At 71.4% G+C, this 18,497-nt stretch carries 18 protein-coding genes; 8 read left to right on the top strand and 10 right to left on the bottom strand.

Going from position 1 to position 18,497, the window contains the following annotated elements; translation table 11 throughout:
* The first annotated feature begins 2 nt into the window (after positions 1-2).
* Together CHC05_RS10090 and CHC05_RS10095 are read left to right on the top strand one after the other, a co-directional pair.
* On the top strand, positions 3-323 hold the full coding sequence (locus CHC05_RS10090) for a nitroreductase/quinone reductase family protein (protein WP_089247074.1): 321 nt from the start codon (positions 3-5) through the stop codon (positions 321-323).
* Positions 320-958, top strand: coding sequence for a DNA-3-methyladenine glycosylase family protein (locus tag CHC05_RS10095; protein ID WP_089247076.1), 639 nt, complete (start codon positions 320-322; stop codon positions 956-958). Before CHC05_RS10090 ends, CHC05_RS10095 begins: the two co-directional genes overlap by 4 nt.
* Here CHC05_RS10095 and CHC05_RS10100 read toward each other — a convergent pair.
* From CHC05_RS10100 to fdxA, 3 genes are read right to left on the bottom strand one after another with little or no spacing between them, the layout of a single operon-like run.
* Complete coding sequence (locus CHC05_RS10100) at positions 941-1,600, bottom strand: SIMPL domain-containing protein (protein ID WP_425426731.1); 660 nt, start codon at positions 1,598-1,600, stop codon at positions 941-943. The two genes, CHC05_RS10095 and CHC05_RS10100, sit on opposite strands and share 18 nt — an antisense overlap.
* Before the next feature lie 15 nt (positions 1,601-1,615).
* Positions 1,616-2,713, bottom strand: coding sequence for a succinyldiaminopimelate transaminase (gene dapC / locus CHC05_RS10105; protein ID WP_281257659.1), 1,098 nt, complete (start codon positions 2,711-2,713; stop codon positions 1,616-1,618).
* A gap of 5 nt (positions 2,714-2,718) precedes the next feature.
* Positions 2,719-3,045, bottom strand: a complete 327-nt coding sequence (gene fdxA, locus CHC05_RS42395; RefSeq protein WP_245870750.1) for a ferredoxin — start codon at positions 3,043-3,045, stop codon at positions 2,719-2,721.
* Positions 3,046-3,126: 81 nt separating this feature from the next.
* Between fdxA and CHC05_RS10115 the strand changes: the two genes are divergently transcribed.
* A complete protein-coding gene (locus CHC05_RS10115; RefSeq protein WP_089247082.1) occupies positions 3,127-4,074 on the top strand; it encodes a GNAT family N-acetyltransferase in 948 nt (315 codons plus the stop codon).
* Here CHC05_RS10115 and CHC05_RS10120 read toward each other — a convergent pair.
* From CHC05_RS10120 to mshB, 4 genes are all read right to left on the bottom strand, one after another.
* Complete coding sequence (locus CHC05_RS10120) at positions 4,071-4,535, bottom strand: hypothetical protein (RefSeq protein ID WP_089247084.1); 465 nt, start codon at positions 4,533-4,535, stop codon at positions 4,071-4,073. The two genes, CHC05_RS10115 and CHC05_RS10120, sit on opposite strands and share 4 nt — an antisense overlap.
* Before the next feature lie 40 nt (positions 4,536-4,575).
* Positions 4,576-6,474 carry a VanW family protein gene (locus tag CHC05_RS10125; protein ID WP_089247086.1) on the bottom strand — a complete coding sequence of 633 codons (1,899 nt, stop codon included), beginning with the start codon at positions 6,472-6,474 and terminating at the stop codon, positions 4,576-4,578.
* A 112-nt stretch (positions 6,475-6,586) separates the two neighbouring features.
* Entirely contained in the window at positions 6,587-7,063 is a 477-nt protein-coding gene (locus CHC05_RS10130; protein ID WP_144022537.1) for a hypothetical protein, read from the bottom strand.
* Positions 7,064-7,068: 5 nt separating this feature from the next.
* Complete coding sequence (mshB, locus tag CHC05_RS10135; RefSeq protein WP_089247090.1) at positions 7,069-7,962, bottom strand: N-acetyl-1-D-myo-inositol-2-amino-2-deoxy-alpha-D-glucopyranoside deacetylase; 894 nt, start codon at positions 7,960-7,962, stop codon at positions 7,069-7,071.
* 78 nt (positions 7,963-8,040) lie between these two features.
* Here mshB and CHC05_RS10140 point away from each other — a divergent pair, with 78 nt between their 5' ends.
* Both CHC05_RS10140 and CHC05_RS10145 read left to right on the top strand, forming a co-directional pair.
* Positions 8,041-10,047 carry a S9 family peptidase gene (locus tag CHC05_RS10140; protein WP_089247092.1) on the top strand — a complete coding sequence of 669 codons (2,007 nt, stop codon included), beginning with the start codon at positions 8,041-8,043 and terminating at the stop codon, positions 10,045-10,047.
* A gap of 3 nt (positions 10,048-10,050) precedes the next feature.
* Positions 10,051-10,854, top strand: a complete 804-nt coding sequence (locus CHC05_RS10145; protein ID WP_089247094.1) for an Fpg/Nei family DNA glycosylase — start codon at positions 10,051-10,053, stop codon at positions 10,852-10,854.
* 33 nt (positions 10,855-10,887) lie between these two features.
* Here CHC05_RS10145 and CHC05_RS10150 read toward each other — a convergent pair whose 3' ends face one another.
* The 3 genes from CHC05_RS10150 to CHC05_RS10160 form a co-directional block, all read right to left on the bottom strand.
* Positions 10,888-12,651: an ABC transporter substrate-binding protein gene (locus CHC05_RS10150; RefSeq protein WP_089247096.1), complete on the bottom strand. Its 1,764-nt coding sequence runs from the start codon at positions 12,649-12,651 to the stop codon at positions 10,888-10,890.
* A gap of 136 nt (positions 12,652-12,787) precedes the next feature.
* Entirely contained in the window at positions 12,788-13,783 is a 996-nt protein-coding gene (locus tag CHC05_RS10155; protein WP_089247098.1) for an ABC transporter permease, read from the bottom strand.
* 11 nt (positions 13,784-13,794) lie between these two features.
* Positions 13,795-14,811, bottom strand: a complete 1,017-nt coding sequence (locus tag CHC05_RS10160; RefSeq protein ID WP_089247100.1) for an ABC transporter permease — start codon at positions 14,809-14,811, stop codon at positions 13,795-13,797.
* Positions 14,812-15,020: 209 nt separating this feature from the next.
* Here CHC05_RS10160 and CHC05_RS10165 point away from each other — a divergent pair, with 209 nt between their 5' ends.
* The 3 genes from CHC05_RS10165 (at position 15,021) to CHC05_RS10175 (ending at position 18,488) form a co-directional block, all read left to right on the top strand.
* The gene (locus CHC05_RS10165; protein WP_089247102.1) at positions 15,021-16,448 is read left to right on the top strand and encodes a TldD/PmbA family protein; all 1,428 of its coding nucleotides are present in this window, start codon (positions 15,021-15,023) and stop codon (positions 16,446-16,448) included.
* Positions 16,448-17,830 carry a TldD/PmbA family protein gene (locus tag CHC05_RS10170; RefSeq protein ID WP_089247104.1) on the top strand — a complete coding sequence of 461 codons (1,383 nt, stop codon included), beginning with the start codon at positions 16,448-16,450 and terminating at the stop codon, positions 17,828-17,830. The genes CHC05_RS10165 and CHC05_RS10170 overlap by 1 nt, the downstream gene beginning before the upstream one ends.
* A 166-nt stretch (positions 17,831-17,996) precedes the next feature.
* Positions 17,997-18,488 (top strand): hypothetical protein, encoded by a 492-nt coding sequence (locus CHC05_RS10175; protein WP_144022538.1) that lies wholly within the window; start codon positions 17,997-17,999, stop codon positions 18,486-18,488.
* Positions 18,489-18,497 lie beyond the last annotated feature (9 nt).

The following is an 18,497-nucleotide window of genomic DNA, read 5'->3' on the forward strand; positions in this document are numbered from 1 at the left end:
CGATGGCACGCGAAGCGACGGAGATCGAACTCACCACCATCGGCCGACGGACCGGGCAGGGGCACTCGATCCCGGTCTGGTTCGTCCGTGAGGGCAAGTCCACCTTCCTGCTGCCGGTCGGCGGCGCCAACAGCCAGTGGTACCGGAACCTGCGCAAGAACCCGACGCTCAAGCTCGGCCCGACGTCGGCCAAGGCCCGCCTGATCACCGACCGCCCGACGGTCGACCGCGTGGTCGAAGGGTTCGCCAGCAAGTACGGCGCGTCGGACGTGAACCAGTACTACCCGGGCGTCGACGTGGCCGTCGAGGTGCGGGACTCTTGACCGTCGGGCTCGCCGAGGCGACGCGCCGGGTGGCCCAGGTCGACCCGGCCCTGGCGCGGGTGATCGACCGGGCCGGGCCGATCCACCACCGCAGGCGCGACCCCGACGGGCCGTTCGGCGCGCTCGTCCGGGCGATCACGTTCCAGCAGCTCTCCGGGCGCTCCGCGACGGCCATCCACGGGCGGCTGCGGGCGCTGGTCGACGGCCCGTTCACCGCGGAGGCGCTGGCGGACCTCTCCGACGAGCAACTGCTGGGCGCCGGCCTGTCGCACAACAAGGTGGCCGCGCTGCGGGACCTGGCAGCCAAGGTCATCGACGGCACCGTGGTGCTGCGGGCGGGCGCCCGGATGCCGGACGACGAGATCATCGAGCGGCTGGTCAGCGTACGCGGCATCGGCCCCTGGACGGCCGAGATGTTCCTGATCTTCGAGCTGCACCGGCTCGACGTGTGGCCGGTCGACGACCTCGGGGTGCGGCAGGGCTTCACCCACATCTGGCCGCGCGCCGAGGTGCCGACGGCGAAGCAGCTCGAGCCGGAAGGCGAGCGGTTCCGGCCGTACCGGACGGTGGTGGCCCGCTACTGCTGGGCCGCGGCCGCGCTGGAGCCCGGAGGCACGTCAGTCGACCTGCGTTAGCGCTGTCGGCTCGCTGATCGTGAACCGGGCCTCGATCGCCGCGTGCACGGTCTGCACCTGGGGGTCGAGGTCGATGGTCGGCCCACCGCCGCCAGCCATCCCCGCGTCGGCGGCGGCGCGGGCGAACATCGGCTGCATCCCCGCCGGGCGCAGACCGGCGTCGGCGACCTCGACCAGCGCGGTGATCCGGGCGCCGAGCGCGGCCGCGTAGTCGCGGGCGACCGAGATGGCGTCGTCGATCGCGGCCCGCCGGACCTCGCGGTGCGCCTGGCTGTCGGGGCGCAGCTCCCACCACGGCCCGCCGACCTCGGTCTGGTCCTGGTCGGCGAGCCGCAGCATGAGCTCACCCAGCACGTCGAAGTCGGCGATGGTGACGGTCGTGGTCACGCTGCCGCGGTAGGCCGCGACCTTCTCGCCCGACCGCTTGCGCTCCGGAAAGACCTGGAGGCTGCCGGACTCCCGGCGCTCCACCGCGGCCCCGTAGCCGTCGATCACCGCCCGGGTCTGCTCCGCGCGCTCGGCCAGCCGGCGCAGGGTGGCCTGCCGGTCCTTGTCGCGGGCCACGACCGTCACGACGAACCGGGCGAGCTCCGGCGGCACCTCACGCACGGCCTCACCACGGACCGCCACGACCGGGACCACCGGGCCGGCCACGGCTCAGACCGACGCTAGGCGGTCGGCGGCAGCGGCGATGCGCTCGTCGGTGGCGGTCAGGGCGACCCGGACGTGGCGTTCGCCGGTGGGCCCGTAGAACGCGCCGGGCGCGACCAGGATGCCGAGTCGGGCCAGCTCGTCCACGGTGGACCAGCAGTCCTCGTCGCGGGATGCCCACAGGTAGAGGCCCGCCTCGGAGTGCGAGATCGCGAAGCCGGCCTTCTCCAGCGCCTCGCGCAGCACGCCGCGCCGGGCGGCGTACCGCGTGCGTTGCTCGGTCGCCGACGTCTCGTCGTCGAGGGCGGCCACCATCGCCGCCTGCACCGGCTGGGGCACGATCAGGCCGGCGTGCTTGCGCACCGCCAGCAGCTCGCCGACCAGCGCCGGGTCACCGGCCACGAAGCCGGCCCGGTAGCCGGCCAGGTTCGAGCGCTTCGACAGGGAGTGCACCGCGAGCAGGCCGTCGAGCGAGCCACCGTTGACCGACGGCGACAGGATCGAGGTGGGCTCGACCTCCCAGCCGAGGGTCAGGTAGCACTCGTCGCTGGCCACCACCGCACCCCGCTCGCGCGCCCAGTCGACCACCTTGCGCAGGTGGGCCGGGGGCAGCACGCGGCCGTTCGGGTTGCCGGGCGAGTTGACCCAGATCAGCTTGACGTCGGTCGCCGGGCCGAGCGAGACCAGCGAGTCGGCGCGCATCACCTTGGCGCCGGCCAGCCGGGCGCCCACCTCGTAGGTGGGGTAGCAGACCGGCGGGATCACCACGACGTCGCCGTCGCCCAGGCCGAGCTGCGCCGGCAGACCGCCGACCAGCTCCTTGGAGCCGATCGTCGGCAGCACGCCGATGTCGTCGAAGGTGGCGCCGCAGGCGCGGGCCACCCACCGACGGATCGCCGACCGCACGGCCGGCGTGCCCGCCGTCAGCGGGTAGCCGGGCGCGTCAGCGGCCGCGCTGAGCGCCTGTTGGACGACCGCCGGGACCGGGTCGACCGGCGTGCCGATCGACAGGTCGACGATGCCGTCCGGGTGCCCCGCCGCGACCGCCTTGGCGGGCTCCAGCAGATCCCACGGGAAGTCCGGCAGAGTGGCCGAGACCCGCACGCCGCTCAGTGCTCGCCTTCCCGCGGCGGCTGGGCGGCGACGAAGGCGTGGTCCTTGTCGATCTTGCCGACCTTGGACGCCCCGCCCGGAGAACCGAGATCCGCGAAGAACTCGTAGTTGGCGGTGGTGTAGTCCTTCCACTGCTCCGGGACGTCGTCTTCGTAGAAGATCGCCTCCACCGGGCACACCGGCTCACAGGCCCCGCAGTCAACGCACTCATCGGGGTGGATGTAGAGCATCCGGTTGCCCTCGTAGATGCAGTCAACGGGGCACTCTTCGATGCACGCCTTGTCGAGCAGATCGACGCAAGGCTCCGCGATGATGTAGGTCACGGGTTCCTCTCCTCCGCAAGCCACGCCGCGATCACCCGCGACGGTCAAGAGCCTAGTATCTCGCGTGAAGGGGGGTCGATCGTGCTCCGACGGCAGGATGTGGGACACCGTGTGGTGATCCGGCGGATTGTCGGTGTTCGCAACGGTCGTCCGCTCTATTCCGACGCGCTCGGCGAGCTCGTCGCGGTGGACGAGAGCAATCTCACCGTGGCCACCGCCAAGGGCACGATCGTGATTCCCCTGGCAGAGGTACACCGGGCCAAGCGGGTGCCGCCGCAGCGCCGTCCGACCGCGGCCGCCGTGATCGCGCTGGAGCTCGCCGCCGACGCCGCGTGGCCCGCGCCCGTGCGGGGCAAGCTGGGCGACTGGCTGCTGCGCAGCGCGGACGGGTGGACGGGCCGGGCCAACTCCGCGCTGCCGATCGGCGACCCGGACCGGCCGCTGGAAGCGGCGATCGACGCGATCGAGGCCTGGTACGCCGAGCGCGGCCAGCCGGCCCTGGTCAACACGCCGTTGCCGCTGGCGGCGCCGGTCGGTGCGGCCCTGGACGCGCGCGGCTGGACCGCCCGCCCGCTCACCCTGCTGCAGACGGCGCCGCTGCTGCCGCTGACCGGATCCGGCGAGCCGTCGGGCGTGTCGCTGGCGAAGGCACCCAGCGACGACTGGCTGGCCATCTACGAGGCGCGTAAGAGCGGCCTACCGCCCGCCGCGCTGCACGTGCTCACGGCGCCGCCCGAGGTCCGGTTCGCCAACGTGTACGACGGCGACACGCTGGTCGCCGCGGGCCGCGGTGCCGTGGTCGGCGACGAACGGCGGTGGCTGCACCTGGCCTCGATCGAGGTCCTGGAGGCGTACCGGCGGCGTGGCCTGGCCCGCCGGGTGACCGCGGCGCTCGCCGGCTGGGCCGTCGAGCTGGGCGCGACCCACGCGTTCCTCCAGGTCGAAGAGCGCAACACGGCCGCGGTCGCGCTCTACGGGACGATGGGCTTCACCACCCACCACAGCTACCTGACCAGGGAGCAGCCCTAGCGGCGCACCACGCGACGCGGCTTGCTGAGCTTGGCCTTGGAGTAGGCGGCGAGCTGGCGCGACCGGTAGTCGCGGCCGAGCACCACGAGCAGCAGGTAGCCGAGCAGGAACCCGCCGATGCTGAACGCCGCGTAGAGCCAGATCTGGGCGAAGAACTCGCCGGCGCCGCCGCCGACCGGGTTGCCGCCGAACACCGCCGGACCGATCACCACCGTGGCCAGGCAGGCGACCAGCGCGGCGCCCGCCATGTCGGCGATCAGGATGCCGACCGGGCGGTCGCGCCCCCAGCGGAAGGCGACGGCCGCCAGCGTCAGCGCGACGACGCCGAAGAAGATCAGCGTGATCCGGTCCTGCATGTCCGTGTCGTCGTCGAACGCGAAGTTCGCGACCCCCCGGGCAACCAGGTTGATCGCGAACAACGCGCCGGCGAGGACGCCGATCCGTAGCCAACGGTTTCTCATGGACGCCTCCAACGCTCAGCCGGCGTCAGTCGGCGTGGGCTCACCGCCCCCAGCCACCACCGGAGTTGGCCGGCGGCGTCACCGGTGCGACCGGCACGTCGTTCGGCTGCTCCGGCTGGGACGCGGGCGCGTCGGTCGTGGCCTGGTCGGTCGCGTCCTGGTCGCTCGCGGGCTGGTCGTCGGTGGGCTTTTCGCAGACGTAACGCGGTTCCGCATCGTAGCGCCAGGTGAACTTCTCGCGCTGCACCTCTTTGCCGTCCTTGGTGATGATGCGGTACGCGTCCTGCGTGAAGCCATCGGTGCCCGTCGTGGCGATGCAGTCCGGACCGGCCGGCAGGGTCTTGTTCTCCGGCTTGGTCACGTCGTGCTTCGGCATCCACTCGGTCTTGACGCTGTCGTAGACCTTGGTGCTCCACATGGAGACCGTGATCGAGTCCTTGGTGTACGACGTGTCGATCAACATCCCGTACGGCGTGGTGTTCTGGAACTTGAGGTCCAGGTTCGGCCAGTAGATCGTCGACTCGATCACCGACGGGTACCGCGAGATGTAGAACGAGTGCGGCTTGTGCTCGACGTCCTTGAGGCCGGCGTAGTAGCTCGCGTTGAACAGCGTGGTGGTGAACTGCGAGATGCCACCGCCGACCGCGGGCACGAGCTTGTTGTTGTCGATCACCGGAGCGTCGACGTAGCCCTGCTCGTAGCCGCGCCAGCCGGTGAAGCCGTTGAGCGAGAACGTCTCGCCGGGCTTGACCACGGCGCCGTCGACCTTCTTGGCCACGGTCACGATGTTCTTGACCCGCGGCTCGGTGAGCCCGCCGGTGAACTTCGTGGTGAACGAGGAGACCTTCTCCTTGACGCCCATCTTCTGCAGGTTGGCGTCGTTGACCTGGGCCGGGGCCGGGTTCAGCGTGGCGGTCACGCTGCGGGCGCCGGTCTGCGGCAGCACGCCGAGCACGTCGGTGGCCAGCTTGCCGCCGTCCACGTACTCGCCGCCCGCGGCGCTGACCAGCACCTGCTGGGTGGCACCCTCGCCCTTCACCGCGCTCGGCGGCGAAGACTCGATCTTGGAGATGGCCGGGCCCATGGCGGTCCGCAGCGCGCCCGGGTCGACCGACGGGGTGACGGTGCCGTCGGCGGAGCCGTCGATCTTCAGGCTCTTGGCGATCATGTCGGGCGTGATCGTGACGTCGCCCTTCGCCGAGTGCACGGTCACCGGAGCGGCCACCGCGGGCTTGACCAGCGTGTTCATCAACTGGTCGACCGCGGCGCGGGCCTTGGCGTTGTCGACCTCGACCAGCGGCACCGACACGGTCGGGGCGCCGGACTGGCCCGGGCTGGGCACGGTGCCGCCGGTGGTGACACCGGCCGCCGAGATCGCGTCGACCCAGCCGGTCTTCACGGCGTCGGTGGCCTTCGGCAGATCCACGGCCTTACCGGCGGAGGGGTAAGTGACCTCGGGGGTGACGCCGTTGAAGGTCACGGAGCCGGGGGTGGCGGCGTCGGCGGTGACCTGCTCGACCGTGGGGCGCAGCGCGGCGTCGAGCTTCGTGGCGTCGAGGGTGACCTGGGGGGTGACAGGGTCGCCGCCGTGCGCCGCGGCGGCGGCGACGGTGGCGTCGATGTCGACCGCGAGACCGACCTGGTCGGGGGTGACCTGCGCGTCGGCCGTCTTGGCGGCGTCACCGGTGATGTGCACCGTGATCGGCTTGTCGAGCTCTGGCTTGCCATCGAGCCCGGAGTGCAGGCGCGCGGCCGCCTCGGAGCGGTCCAGGCCGCTGATGTCGATGCCGAGCACGGAGGTGCCGCGGGCGAAGTCGCCCTGCTGACCTCGGTTGGTGAACCCGGCCAGGACACCGACCAGAACCAGCAGCACGGCGGCGATCGCGCCGCCGACGGTGTACCGACGTCGACGCTTGTTGCTCCACAGGGCGGTCTGCATCAAATACCTTAAGTCGGGATTTAGTAGACCGCACGAAGTGTAACGAAGAGATCTCGGAACTGACACGGCTGCGTGGCCGCGCTCACCTTCGGCGCCCGGCGGCGCCGGCCGTTCAGTACAGCGTTCTCGCCGTCGTTTTCGCAGGTGAAGAAGACACGAGCCGGATGCCGACGATCGTCCATGCCAGCGACCCGAGCCCGATCATGGCCCAGCCGACCCAGTTATTGGATGCAATCAAGTAGTCACCCTCTGTAGTTCTGCCGGCGGCAATGAGCGTGATCGCGAGCCAGACCAGAGCGGGCGGAAAAACCGCCCATTTGTGCCGAGTCGCCCGGTACGCGAACCGGCCGATGAACAGGTTGCCGACCAGGGCCAGCAGCGCCGAGACGCCGATGAGCTGGCCACCGACCCGCAGGCTGATCAACTGGAGCTCGAGCACCGCGGACAGCGCGGCCATCAGCACCGCGAGCAGCGCGCCGGCGGTCGTCAGCAGCACGGCGACGGCACCGCGGTCGCGGCTCGGCCTGGGCTCGGGAGCCGGCGTCTCCGCGGGCTCCGGCGGCGGCTGGTGGTCGGTGGGGCTCGACACGCTGGTCACCTCGACGCGGCCTCGGCCGGCGCGGGCTCGTCGGCGGCGATGCCGGCGAACAGGTCGGTCTCCCAGCCGTTCGGCCCGTTGCCCGGGCCGCGCTCGCCGGCCGCCAGGGTGTAGTACTCCACGCCCATGAACTCGCTGCCGAAGTCGCCGGCCAGCGCGTAGAGCCAGGAGGAGTCGGGGATCTGGGTCGCGTGGGCCTTGAGGGCGGCGACCTTGGCGTCGTGCAGGTCGGTCGCGTCGATCCGCGCGGCGATCTCGTCGTCCGGGGTGCCGAACGGGAAGTCGTCGGCGCTCTCGACGCCCTCGAACGGGTTGCCGACCGTGTCGGCGAACGCGTGCAGGCCCGCCTCGAGCACGCTGCGGGGCATCGCCATCCAGTAGATCTTCTCGGGACCGACGCCCTCGGCCCGGGCCAGCTCCGCCGCCCGCATCGCGACCCGGTGGGCCTGGATGTGGTCCGGATGCCCGTAGAAGCCGTTCTCGTCGTACGTGATCATGACCTGCGGCCGGGTCTCTCGCATCACCTCGACCAGGTAGGCGGCGGCCTCGTCCAGGTCGGCGCTCCAGAACGAGCGCGGGTTGTCGTTGGTGGCCAGGCCCATCATCCCGGAGTCGCGGTAGCGCCCCGCGCCGCCGAGGAACCGGACGTCGCTGACGCCCAGCGCGGCGCACGCGGCCCGCAGCTCGGCGATCCGGTAGCCGCCGAGCTGGTCGGCGTCCGCCGCGGCCAGCTTCGCGAGCTCGGGCACGTAGATCTCGCCCTCTTCGCCGAGGGTGCACGTCACGAGAGTGACCTGGTCACCGAGCGCCGCGTAGTGCGCCATCGTCGCGCCGGTGCTGATCGACTCGTCGTCCGGATGGGCGTGCACCAGCAGTAGTCGTCGAACCACCGGGCCACTCTACGCGTGTCGCCGAGGGGCCTTCCGGAACGACTCTCACCGGCCCCTTGTTCCCCATACGATCCGGATGTGGAGTTTCCCGAGCTGGCCGCGCGGACCCACGGGTTCACCCGCGGCGCCCCGCACCAGGTCACCGTGGCCGTCGACGGCTCGCGGGTGCTGTTCCTGCGCTCAGCCGGCCCGGAAGATCCCACCGACGCGCTATGGACGCTGGACCTGCCGGCCGGCGACGGCGAGCCCGGGGCCCCGCGACTCGTCGCGGAGGGCCCGATCGACGCGTACTCGGTCGACCCGCTGGCCCAGGTCGCGGCCCTGGTCACCGACGGCGCGCTGCGCAAGGTCGACCTACGCACGGGCGCGGTCACCGAGGTCGCCACGGCCGGGCCGGTCACGGACGCCCGCCCGGACCCGACCGCCACCCGGATCGCCTACCTGAGCACCACCGGTGAGCTGCGGGTGATCGAGCCGGACGGCGCCGACGTGCTGCTGGCCGGCGAGGGCACCCACGTGAGCTGGGGCCGCGCCGAGGAGGTCGCGACCCGGGATTTCGACCGGCACCGCGGCTACTGGTGGTCGCCGGACGGGCAGACGCTGCTGGCCACCCGGGTCGACGACGCGCGGGTGACGCGGTACGAGGTCGGCGAACCGCCGGTGACCGTCGCCAGGTCGTTGGCCGGAGGCGTCAACCCCGAGGTCAGCCTGCACCTGCTCGACCTCGACGGCGGCTGGGTCGACGTGCACTGGGACCGGGAGACCTATCCGTACCTGGTCGCCGTCGACTGGGTCGAGGGTGGCCCGCTGATCACTGTGCTGCGCCGGATGCAGCAGCACGGCCTGGTGCTGGCCGTCGACCCGCGGACCGGCGAGACCCAGGTGCACGCCGAGCTCGCCGACCCGCGCTGGGTCGAGCCGGTCGCCGGCACGCCCTGCCACCTGCCCGACGGGCGGGTGCTGGTCGGCGGCGAGCTCGCGCACGACGGCTACGACGCCCGCTGCCTGTTCGCCGACGGCACCCTGCTCACGCCACCGTCGCTCTACCTGCGCCGGGTGGTCGGCCGGATGCCCGGCCCGGGCGGCTCCCCCGACCTGCTGGTCGAGGCCAGCGACGGCGAGCCGAGCGAGCAACACCTGTTCCGGGTGCGCACCGCGATCGGCGGTGGCGGCGTCGAGTCGCGCCGGCTGACCACCGCGCCCGGGTGGCACACCGGTGCGGTCGGCGGCGACGTGCTGGTGATCGGCGCCCGGTCGCTGGACCACACCGGCACGCGTTGGACGGTCTGGAAGGGCGACGCCCAGGTCGCGAAGCTGGACCTGCTCTCGGCCGAGCCGCCCGTGGTGCCGCGCCCCGCGCTCGAACGGGTCACCGACCGGCGCCTGCCGGCCGCCGTGGTCTACCCAACCGGGCACGTCGACGGTCGCCGGCTGCCGGTGCTGCTGGACATCGACGGCGGCCCGGGGCACCAGGAGGTGCGGGCCGAGCGGGCCGCCTGGATCGAACGGGCGTGGTGGGCCGACAACGGGTTCGCCGTCGTCACGGTCGACAACCGGGGTACGCCCGGCGTCGCGCCGTCGTTCGAGAAGGTGGTGCACCGCCGGCTCGCCGACGTGATGCTCGCCGACCAGGCAGACGCGCTCGCCGCGCTCAGCGGCAAGCATCCCGACCTGGACCTGGCCCGCGTGGCTGTGCGCGGCCGGCGGTTCGGTGGCTGGCTCGCCGCGCTCGCCGTGCTCCGCCGCCCGGAGGTGTTCCGCTGCGCCGTGGCCGAGGGCCCGATCGTCGACTGGGCGCGGTGCGGCACCGCGTACGCCGAGCGCTACCTCGGCCAGCCGGTCGACGGTCCGGACATCTACGCGCACCACTCGCTGCTGGAGCTGGCGGCCGAGCCCGTGCCGAGCCGGTCGGTGGTGCGCCCGTTGCTGATCGTGGCGGACCCGACCGACCCGGAGGAGTCGGCGAACGTGTCGCGGCTGTCCACCGTGCTCACCCGCACCAACCGCCCGCACGAACTGCTCCGCGAGGCCGACCTGGCCCGCCGGCTGCCGGCCGAACGCGACTTCCTGCGTCGTAGCGTCTGACGGGTGCCGGAGCTACCAGAGGTAGAGAACGCCCGCTCGGTGATCGCGCGGGCCGCGCTCGACCGGGAGATCGTCGACGTCGACGACCACGACACGTGGGTCTGCCGGCCGCATCCGCCGGGCGAGATCCGTGCCGCGCTGGTCGGCCGCCGGCTGACCGTGGCACATCGGCGGGGCAAGAGCATGTGGTGCGAGACGTCCGGCGGCGGGCCGGTCCTCGGCATCCACCTCGGCATGTCCGGCAAGATCGTGGTGGCCGACCCGGACGGCACCGAGGTCGACGGCGGCGACTACTGGGAACGCGGCCGGGCACCGGGCGACTTCCGCTATTCGCGGTTCGCGCTGACCTTCGCCGACGGCGGCCGGCTGATGCTGATCGACCCGCGGCGGCTCGGCCGCGTCCGGTTGGATCCGCCGATCGAGCTGCTCGGGCCGGACGCCACGGAGATCACGCCGGCGCAGTTCCGGGCGATGCTGGGCCGCGGCACCGCGCCGGTCAAGGCGCGCCTGCTCGACCAGCACGCCGTCGCCGGGATCGGCAACCTGCTCGCCGACGACATCCTGTGGCGGGCCAGGGTGCACCCCGGCAAGCCGGTAGACGAGCTTTCCGCCGACGAGGTGGCGGCGCTGCTGCGGGCCACCCGCTACGCGATCCGGACTTCGGTGAGCGGGGGCGGCGTACACACGCTGGAGATCGTGAAGATGCGCGGCCCGGACGCCCGCTGCCCGCGCGACGGCACCCCGATGTCCCACGGCACGTACGGCGGCCGCAGCACCTGGTTCTGCCCGCTGGACCAGAGACTGTGAAGGAGGGGCCCCCTGACGGGGGCCCCTCTTCAGCTACTGCTTGATGAAGGCGTTGTAGTAGACCATCGTGCCGATCGAGTCGGAGTGGAAGACACCGCCGACCTTGTCGCCCATGACCACGAAGGTCTTGGACTGGTAGATCGGGACGACCGGGTAGTACTTGTCGATGATGGTCTTCTCGATCGCGGACCAGTCGTCGCCCGCCTCACCGGCCGGCAGCGCCGACGCGGCGTCGATCGCGGCGTTGACGTCGTCACTGTTGAAGTAGGAGACGTTCGAGTTGCCCTGCGGGCCGATCTTGCGACCGTCGTAGAGCACCGGGATCGTGGACGCGCCGCTCGGCCAGTCCGCACCCCAGTTGCTGATGTAGATGTCGTACGGGTTGTCCTTGGTGCGCGCCGTCGGGTTGTGGTTCGGCTGCGCGACGTAGGAGACGACGACCTCGAAGCCGGCCTTCTCCAGGCTGTCCTTGAGCACCGGCGCGGTCTGCTGGCCGAAGGCGGTGTCACGCGACATGAAGGCGAGCTTGATCTTCTTGCCGCCGAGCATCTCCTTGGCCTTCTCCGGGTTGCCCGTGGGGCCGCAACCGGTCGGGTCCGCGATCTCCTGGTAGCCGATCGTGGTGTCGGCCTGCAGGTTGTTCGTCAGCCGGCCGGCCGCGTCGCCGCCCTGGGTCAGCAGGATGCCCTGCTTGTCGAGCGCGCAGCCAATCGCGCGCCGGACGTTCATGTCGGTGACCTTCTGGTTGTTGATCGCGAGGTACCAGACGAACAGGCTCGGGGTGTCGATCGTGCGCTCCTTGAGCGACGGGTCACCCTGCACCTTGCTGACCAGCGACTGCGGGACGCCGTCCCAGGCGATCGCGTTGGCGTCCGCACCACCGGCGATGGCGCGCTCGGTCTGCGCGGCGTCGTCCGGGCCCATCTCGACCTCGAAGCCGTCGAGGTAGTTGTGCCGGATCGGGTCGGTGTTGGGGTCCCAGTTCGGGTTGCGCTCCATCACCAGCTTGCTGTCCTTGACGTACTCCTTGATCTTGTACGGGCCGGACGAGAAGACGTGCCGGTCATACTCCAGCTTGGTGTCCTTGGCGGCCGGCAGTGGCGCGGAGGTGCCCAAGGACAGCGCGAACGGCAGGTCGCAGTGCGGGTTCTTGAACTCGAACTTGAGGCCGTAGTCGCCGTCGACGGTCAGGCCCGGCACGTTGGTGTTGCCAGAGGTGTAGGGGCCCTTGTAGACCGCGTTGTACGTCGGGTTGTCGGCCAGCCACTCCTGCACGTAGGTCGGGCCGCCGTCGATGGTCTCCTCGAACGACCGCGCGATGCCGTAGGCCACGTCGGCGGCCTTGACCTCGGTGCCGTCCTCGTACTTCACGCCCTTCTTGAGCGTGTACTCCCAGGTCTTGCAGTCGTTGTTGACGTCCTTGCCCGGGTTCTCGGCCAGGTCGCCGACCAGCGTCAGCTTGCCCTTGCCGTCTTCCCGGAACTGGGTCAGGGTGCGCACCAGCAGGTGCTGCGCGGCCATCGCGCCGACGACGTAGGTGCGCTGCGGGTCCATGTGCTCGTAGTCGGTCTGCTGAATGATCTTCAGCGTGCCGCCCCGGGTCGCGCCCGGAACCTCGGGCGCCGGGCCCTGCGACTCCTTCGGGTCGGTCGAGATCGCACCGGTCCTCTCGACGACCTCGTTGCCCTTGTCAGTGGACTCGCCGGTGTTCTTCGAACAAGCGGCCAGCGTCGCCGTGAGCAGCAACGCGGCCCCGGTAGCCGCGGTCAGCCGCCGCAACGCCCGTGTTGAACGCATCGGTCACTCCCTCCCTATCCCGCGGAGGATTGCAGAAATCCTCCGACATGAGCCTCTAGGTCGAACATTTCTTTCAGATCACGGGCGCGTGTCGGCACGGCCCACACCGACACGCGCCCGTGGGTCTAGGGGTGTCTCAAGCGAGACGAACTCTCGGGTCGATGAACGAATAGAGGACGTCGACGATCACGTTGGCCGCGACGATGAACAACGCGGCCAGCAGCACCGTCGCCATTACCAGCGGCATATCGAGGTTGATCGCCGCGTTGAGCGATGCCTTGCCCAGCCCGGTGAAGCCGAAGATGGTCTCGGTCACCACCGTGCCGCCCAGGTAGGTGCCCAGGTCCAGCCCCGCGATGGTCACGATCGGGGTGATCGCGGCCCGCAGCGCGTGTTTCCCGTACACCCGGAACTTGGTCATGCCCTTGGCCCGCGCGGTGCGCACGAAGTCCTCGGACAGCGTCTCCACCATCTGCGCCCGGGACAGCCGCGCGTAGCTGGCGGAGTTGATGAAACCGAGGGCCAGCCAGGGCAGCAGCATGGCCGCCGCCCACTTGACGGGGTTCTCGGTGATCGGCACGTAGCTGGGATAGGACAGCCAGCCCGTCTCGTACACGAAGATGATCAGCAACAACGGGCCGAACAGCAGGATCGGCATCGAGGCGCCGGCGAGCGAGAAGCCGACCGCGCCGCGGTCGAAGATGGTGCCCTTGCGCAGCGCCGAGATCATGCCGACCGACACGCCGATCAGCAGCCAGACGACCGCCGCCCCGAACACGATGGACAGCGTCACGGGCAGCGTGCGCCCGATGATGTCGGTGACCGGCTCGTCGTTGCGGAACGAGTAGCCCAGGCAGGGCGCCGGGCACTCGCGCACCGCGTCGCCCTCGCCGAAGGTGCGCCCCTTGACGATGCCGGCCATGAAGTCGGCGTACTGCTGGACCACCGGCTTGTCGAGGCCCATCCGCCGGGCGATGCTCTCCTGCTGCGCCTCGGTGCAGGTCTTGCGGTTGCCGCACATGAGCTCGGCGGGGTTGTTCGGCGCGGCGAAGAACAGCCCGAACGTCAGCACGCTGACGGTGATCAGCGTCGTGGCCGCGAGGAGCAGCTTCTTGATGAAGAACCGCAGCATCGGCGCGCCCCCTACCGGTCGGACTTCGGGTCGAGGGCGTCGCGCAGCGAGTCGCCGAACAGGTTGAACGCCAGCACCAGCGCGAAGAGGGTGAAGCCGCCGGTCAGGGTGAAGGCCGGGTCGTCGCGCACGTAGTTGACGCTGTCGGCGATCAGCCGGCCCAGGTCCGGGGTGGGCTCGAGGATGCCGATGCCGAGGAACGACAGGGCCGCCTCGGCGGTGATCAGCGCGGGCACGTTGAGCGAGAAGGTGACCAGGATCGGCGCCCAGAGGTTCGGCAGCAACTGGCGGAACAGCACGTGGCCGAGGCCGGCGCCGGACGCGCGGGCCGCCTCGACGAACTCCCGCTCGCGCAGGGTGAGCACCTGGCCGCGGACCAGGCGGGCGCTGTAGGTCCAGTTGAACAGCACGAACACGACGATCAGCAACACCGGCCGGAACCAGGAGGCCTCCTGGTCGGTGGGCCCGTAGCGCTGCGCCACCGCGATCGGCACGAACGCGAAGCAGAAGATGTAGAACGGGAACGCCAGCGTCAGGTCGGTCAGCCAGCTCAGCACCGCGTCGACCTTGCCGCCGAGATAGCCCGCCACGATCCCGATCACCACGCCGAGCATGATGGTCAGCAGCGCGGCGGTCAGCGCGACGAGCAGCGACGTGCGCATGCCGTAGACGATCTGGATGAGGATGTCGCGGCCGAGCCGGGGCTGGACGCCGAGCCAGTGCTCACTGCTGACGCCACCGAGGTAGCCCAGCGGGTTGCCGTTCCCGTCGAGCTTGTCGGAGAACCGGTCGAGCGGGCCCTTGCCGTAGACGCGCTCGATCAGGGGCGCGGCGATCGCGACGAGTGCGAAGAACAGCAGCGCGCCGCCGCTGAACCAGGCGGTGCGGTCGCGCTTCAACCGCAGCCAGGCGAGCTGTCCGGGCGACCGGCCGAGGATGCCTTTCTCGGCGGTGGTCGAGACGTCGGCGGGAGGCTCGTCAGGCGTCGAGACCTTGAGACCAACCGGTCCGGTGGCGCCATCCGTCATGGGCTTCGGTCACCTCCCTTCCGGGGTCGTGCACTGTGCAGTGAACGCTTCGGGTGCGAAAGGAAGTTGCATCCGACCGCTGGCGCTGAAAGTAAGCTACGACCACCGGCCTGTCAGCCGGGTGGTTGGTAACGACTCTGCATCGAGGACGCGTTATGTCTCCGGTCGGGTTCGCGCACGACGCGGAATCGTGACCTAGGCTCGGGCAGGTGACCCATTTCGACGCGGCGGCCGCCGCCGTCCAGGCCGCTCTCGATGCCGGGGCGCGCTACGCGGACGCGCGGGTGATGCATCGCCGCACCGAGTCCATGTCCGCGCGCAACGGCGAGATCGAAGACCTCAGCCAGGACGAGGACGCCGGTGTCGGCGTACGCGCACTCGTCGGATCCGGTTGGGGCTTCTACGCCGTACCCGACATGTCCGACCCAGCCGCCCGCGCGGCCGGCACCCGCGCCGCGAAGATCGCCGCCGCGAGCGCGAGCGTGCCCGGCCCCGCCACCGGCCTGATCCCCCTGCCCGCGGCGACCGGCTCGTGGTCGTCGCCCTGCGAGATCGACCCGCTCAGCGTGCCGCTCTCCGACAAGGCCGAGCTGATGGTCGGGCTCACCACCACGATGCGTGAGCACGGCGCCGACCTGGCCGAGAGCCACTACCGCATCTGGGACACCGCGAAGTGGTTCGTCTCCAGCGAGGGACACCGCATCGACCAGCGGTTCCGCGAGTGCGGTGGCGGCATCACGGCGACCTCGATCGGCGACGGTGAGTCGCAGCGCCGGTCCTACGGCAACCAGTACGGCACCCGGGGCTGGGAAATGGTCACCGGGCTCGACCTGCCCGGCAACGCGGCCCGGGTCGCGATCGAGTCGCGCGAGCTGCTGACCGCGGCACCCTGCCCGGCCGGGCAGACCTCGCTGATCCTCGGCAGCGAGCAGATGGCACTCCAGATCCACGAGTCGGTGGGGCACGCGATCGAGCTCGACCGGATCCTCGGCTGGGAGGCCGCGTACGCCGGCACGTCCTGGCTCGACCTGAGCCAGCTCGGCTCGATGCGCTACGGGTCCGCGCTGATGAACATCGCGATCGACCCGACCATCCCGGGCGCGCTGGGCAGCTTCGGCTTCGACGACGAGGGCACCCCGGCCGCCGCCCGGTACGCGGTGCACGAGGGCCGCTGGGTCGGCGTGCTCGCTGGGCGCGACTCGGCCTCGGTGGCCGGTCTCGACTACGCCGGCAGCGTGCGGTCCGACGGCTGGGCCCGGCTGCCGATGGTGCGGATGACCAACGTCGGGCTGGAGCCCGGGCCGCACACGCTCGAAGAGATCATCGCGAGCACCGACGACGGGATCTTCATGGACACCAACCGGTCGTGGTCGATCGACGACCGGCGGCTCAACTTCCAGTTCGGGTGCGAGATCGGCTGGGAGATCAAGAACGGCAAGATCGGTCGGATGCTGCGGAACCCGACCTACACCGGGATCGGCCCGACCTTCTGGCAGTCGATGGACATGCTGTCGTCGGAGGTCACGGCCTGGGGCATCCCGAACTGCGGCAAGGGTCAGCCGGGCCAGACCGGGCACACCGGCCATCCCGCGGCTCCGGCCCGGTTCACTGACGTACGCGTGGGGGTGACGGGCTGATGTCGGCGGAGCTCGATCTCGCGGGCCGGGTCGTCGACCTGGTGCGCCGGTTGGCCGGCAGCGGCGCGCAGGCGGAGGTGCTGGTCGACCACACCGCGCTGGCCTTGACCCGGTTCGCCAACTCGGGGATCCACCAGAACGTGGCCGACGCGACCACCGCCGTCCGGCTGCGCGTCCACCTCGACGGCCGGACCGTCGGCGGCTCGACCACAGTGGTCGACGAGGCCGGCCTGACCGCGCTGGTCGAGCGGACCATCGCGGCGGTGTCGCTGACCCCGGCCGACCCCGGCTGGCCCGGCCTCGCGCCGCCCGCGGCGCTGGTCACGGACGGCGCGTGGGACGAGTCGACCGCGCAGGCGACGCCCGACGAGCGGGCCGCGCGGGTACGCGCCTTCGTCGACGCGGCCGAGGGCCTGGAGACGGCCGGCTACTGCCGCACCGTGCACTGGTCCGGCGCCTTCGCCAACAGTGCGGGCCAGTCCGTCGCGGGCCGGGCGGCCGAGGCCGCGATGGACGGCATCGCGCGGGTTCCGGGCTCCGACGGCGTCGCGCGGCTCGGCTCGCGCCGGCTCGCCGACCTCGACGGCGCGGTGCTCGGCGGGCGGGCCGCGCTCAAGGCCCGGGCCGGCACCGACCCGGTCGAGCTGCCGCCGGGCCGCTACGAGGTCGTGCTCGAGCCGACCGCGGTGGCCGACCTGCTGACCAACTTCGCGCTGTACGGCTTCAACGGCAAGCTGCACACCGAGCGGCAGTCGTTCGCCGAGATCGGGGCCGCCCAGTTCGACCCGGCCGTGACCATCGTCGACGACGTGACCGCGACCGCCGGTGTCGGCATCCCGTTCGACGGCGAGGGCACGCCCAAGCGGCCGGTCACCTTCGTCGACGCGGGCATCACCACCGGCGTCGCGTACGACCGGCGGTCGGCGGCCGAGGCGGGCACGGTCTCCACCGGGCACGGGTGGCCGGGCGGCAGCGCGTTCGGCCCGGTGCCGGCCAACCTGCGGCTGCTGCCCGACGAGGGTGCCCCGACCGCGGCCGTGGCGGGCCCGGCGGCGGACGGGCACACGGCCGCGCTGCTGTCCACGATGGAGCGGGGGCTGCTGGTCAGCGACTTCTGGTACACCCGCGTGCTCGACCCGAAGACCCTGGTGGTGACCGGGCTGACCCGCAACGGCGTGTGGCTGGTCGAAGACGGCGAGATCACCCGGCCGGTCCGGAACTTCCGGTTCACCCAGTCGTATCCGCTGGCCCTCGGGCCCGGTGCGGTGCTCGGGGTCGGTGGCAACGCGATCACGCCTGCGGACAGCTGGGACATGTTCGGCTTCACCGGCCCGTCGCTGCGGCTGGCTTCGTGGAACTTCACGGGTGGCGCGTCGGGATAGATTCGTCTGTATGACGACCCCGCCACCCCCGCCGTATCCGAGGTCGCCCGACGCGCCCGATCCGGATAATTTGGACAAAGAGCCCAGCCCGGATACCTTGCCGGCGGCCGATTTCGCTCCGGACAATAAGGACAATCGCCGGCCGCGGTGGCTGGTCATCGGGATCGTGGCCGCCGCCGTCGTCGTGGTGCTCGGTGCCTGCACCGGCATCTCGATCGGCGTGGCCCGGTTCGTCGGCGCCGTCGACGAGGCGAGCGCGGACAGCCACGACCGGGTGCGGGTCGACGACGCCTGCCGCGCGCTCGAGGTGCGGCTCAACCGGGTGGCGCCGCCGGGCTCCACGGCCGGTCCGCGCCAGCGCGCCGTCGCGATCCGCAACGAGAACGCCGCTCTCCAACCGTTCCTCGACGACCTGCGCCGGGTCGCCGAACGCGACCGGGGCGACCGCGCCGACGACCGCGACGTGAACATGTGGACGGAGCTCGTCGAAGCCCGCACCGCGTACGCGAACGCGCTCGACCGACAGGCCAGTTCCGGTGCGCCGGCGTTCTTCGTCGCACCGAGCGGCGACCGCGACCGTCCGGTGCTGGAGCGCCTCGAAGACCGCCACCGCGACTGTGCGCCGTCCGTACGCCGGCTCGGTGCTCCTGATCTGTAAGCGCGTCGA

The organism is Asanoa hainanensis, from assembly GCF_900188485.1.
Classification (GTDB): domain Bacteria; phylum Actinomycetota; class Actinomycetes; order Mycobacteriales; family Micromonosporaceae; genus Asanoa; species Asanoa hainanensis.

Coding starts and splice junctions, on each gene's coding strand:
- CHC05_RS10125 (WP_089247086.1), bottom strand. CDS start 6,474: ATGCAGACCGCCCTGTGGAGCAACAAGCGTCGACGTCGGTACACCGTC.
- CHC05_RS10155 (WP_089247098.1), bottom strand. CDS start 13,783: ATGCTGCGGTTCTTCATCAAGAAGCTGCTCCTCGCGGCCACGACGCTG.
- CHC05_RS10120 (WP_089247084.1), bottom strand. CDS start 4,535: ATGAGAAACCGTTGGCTACGGATCGGCGTCCTCGCCGGCGCGTTGTTC.
- CHC05_RS10090 (WP_089247074.1), top strand. CDS start 3: ATGGCACGCGAAGCGACGGAGATCGAACTCACCACCATCGGCCGACGG.
- CHC05_RS10170 (WP_089247104.1), top strand. CDS start 16,448: ATGTCGGCGGAGCTCGATCTCGCGGGCCGGGTCGTCGACCTGGTGCGC.
- CHC05_RS10160 (WP_089247100.1), bottom strand. CDS start 14,811: ATGACGGATGGCGCCACCGGACCGGTTGGTCTCAAGGTCTCGACGCCT.
- CHC05_RS10150 (WP_089247096.1), bottom strand. CDS start 12,651: ATGCGTTCAACACGGGCGTTGCGGCGGCTGACCGCGGCTACCGGGGCC.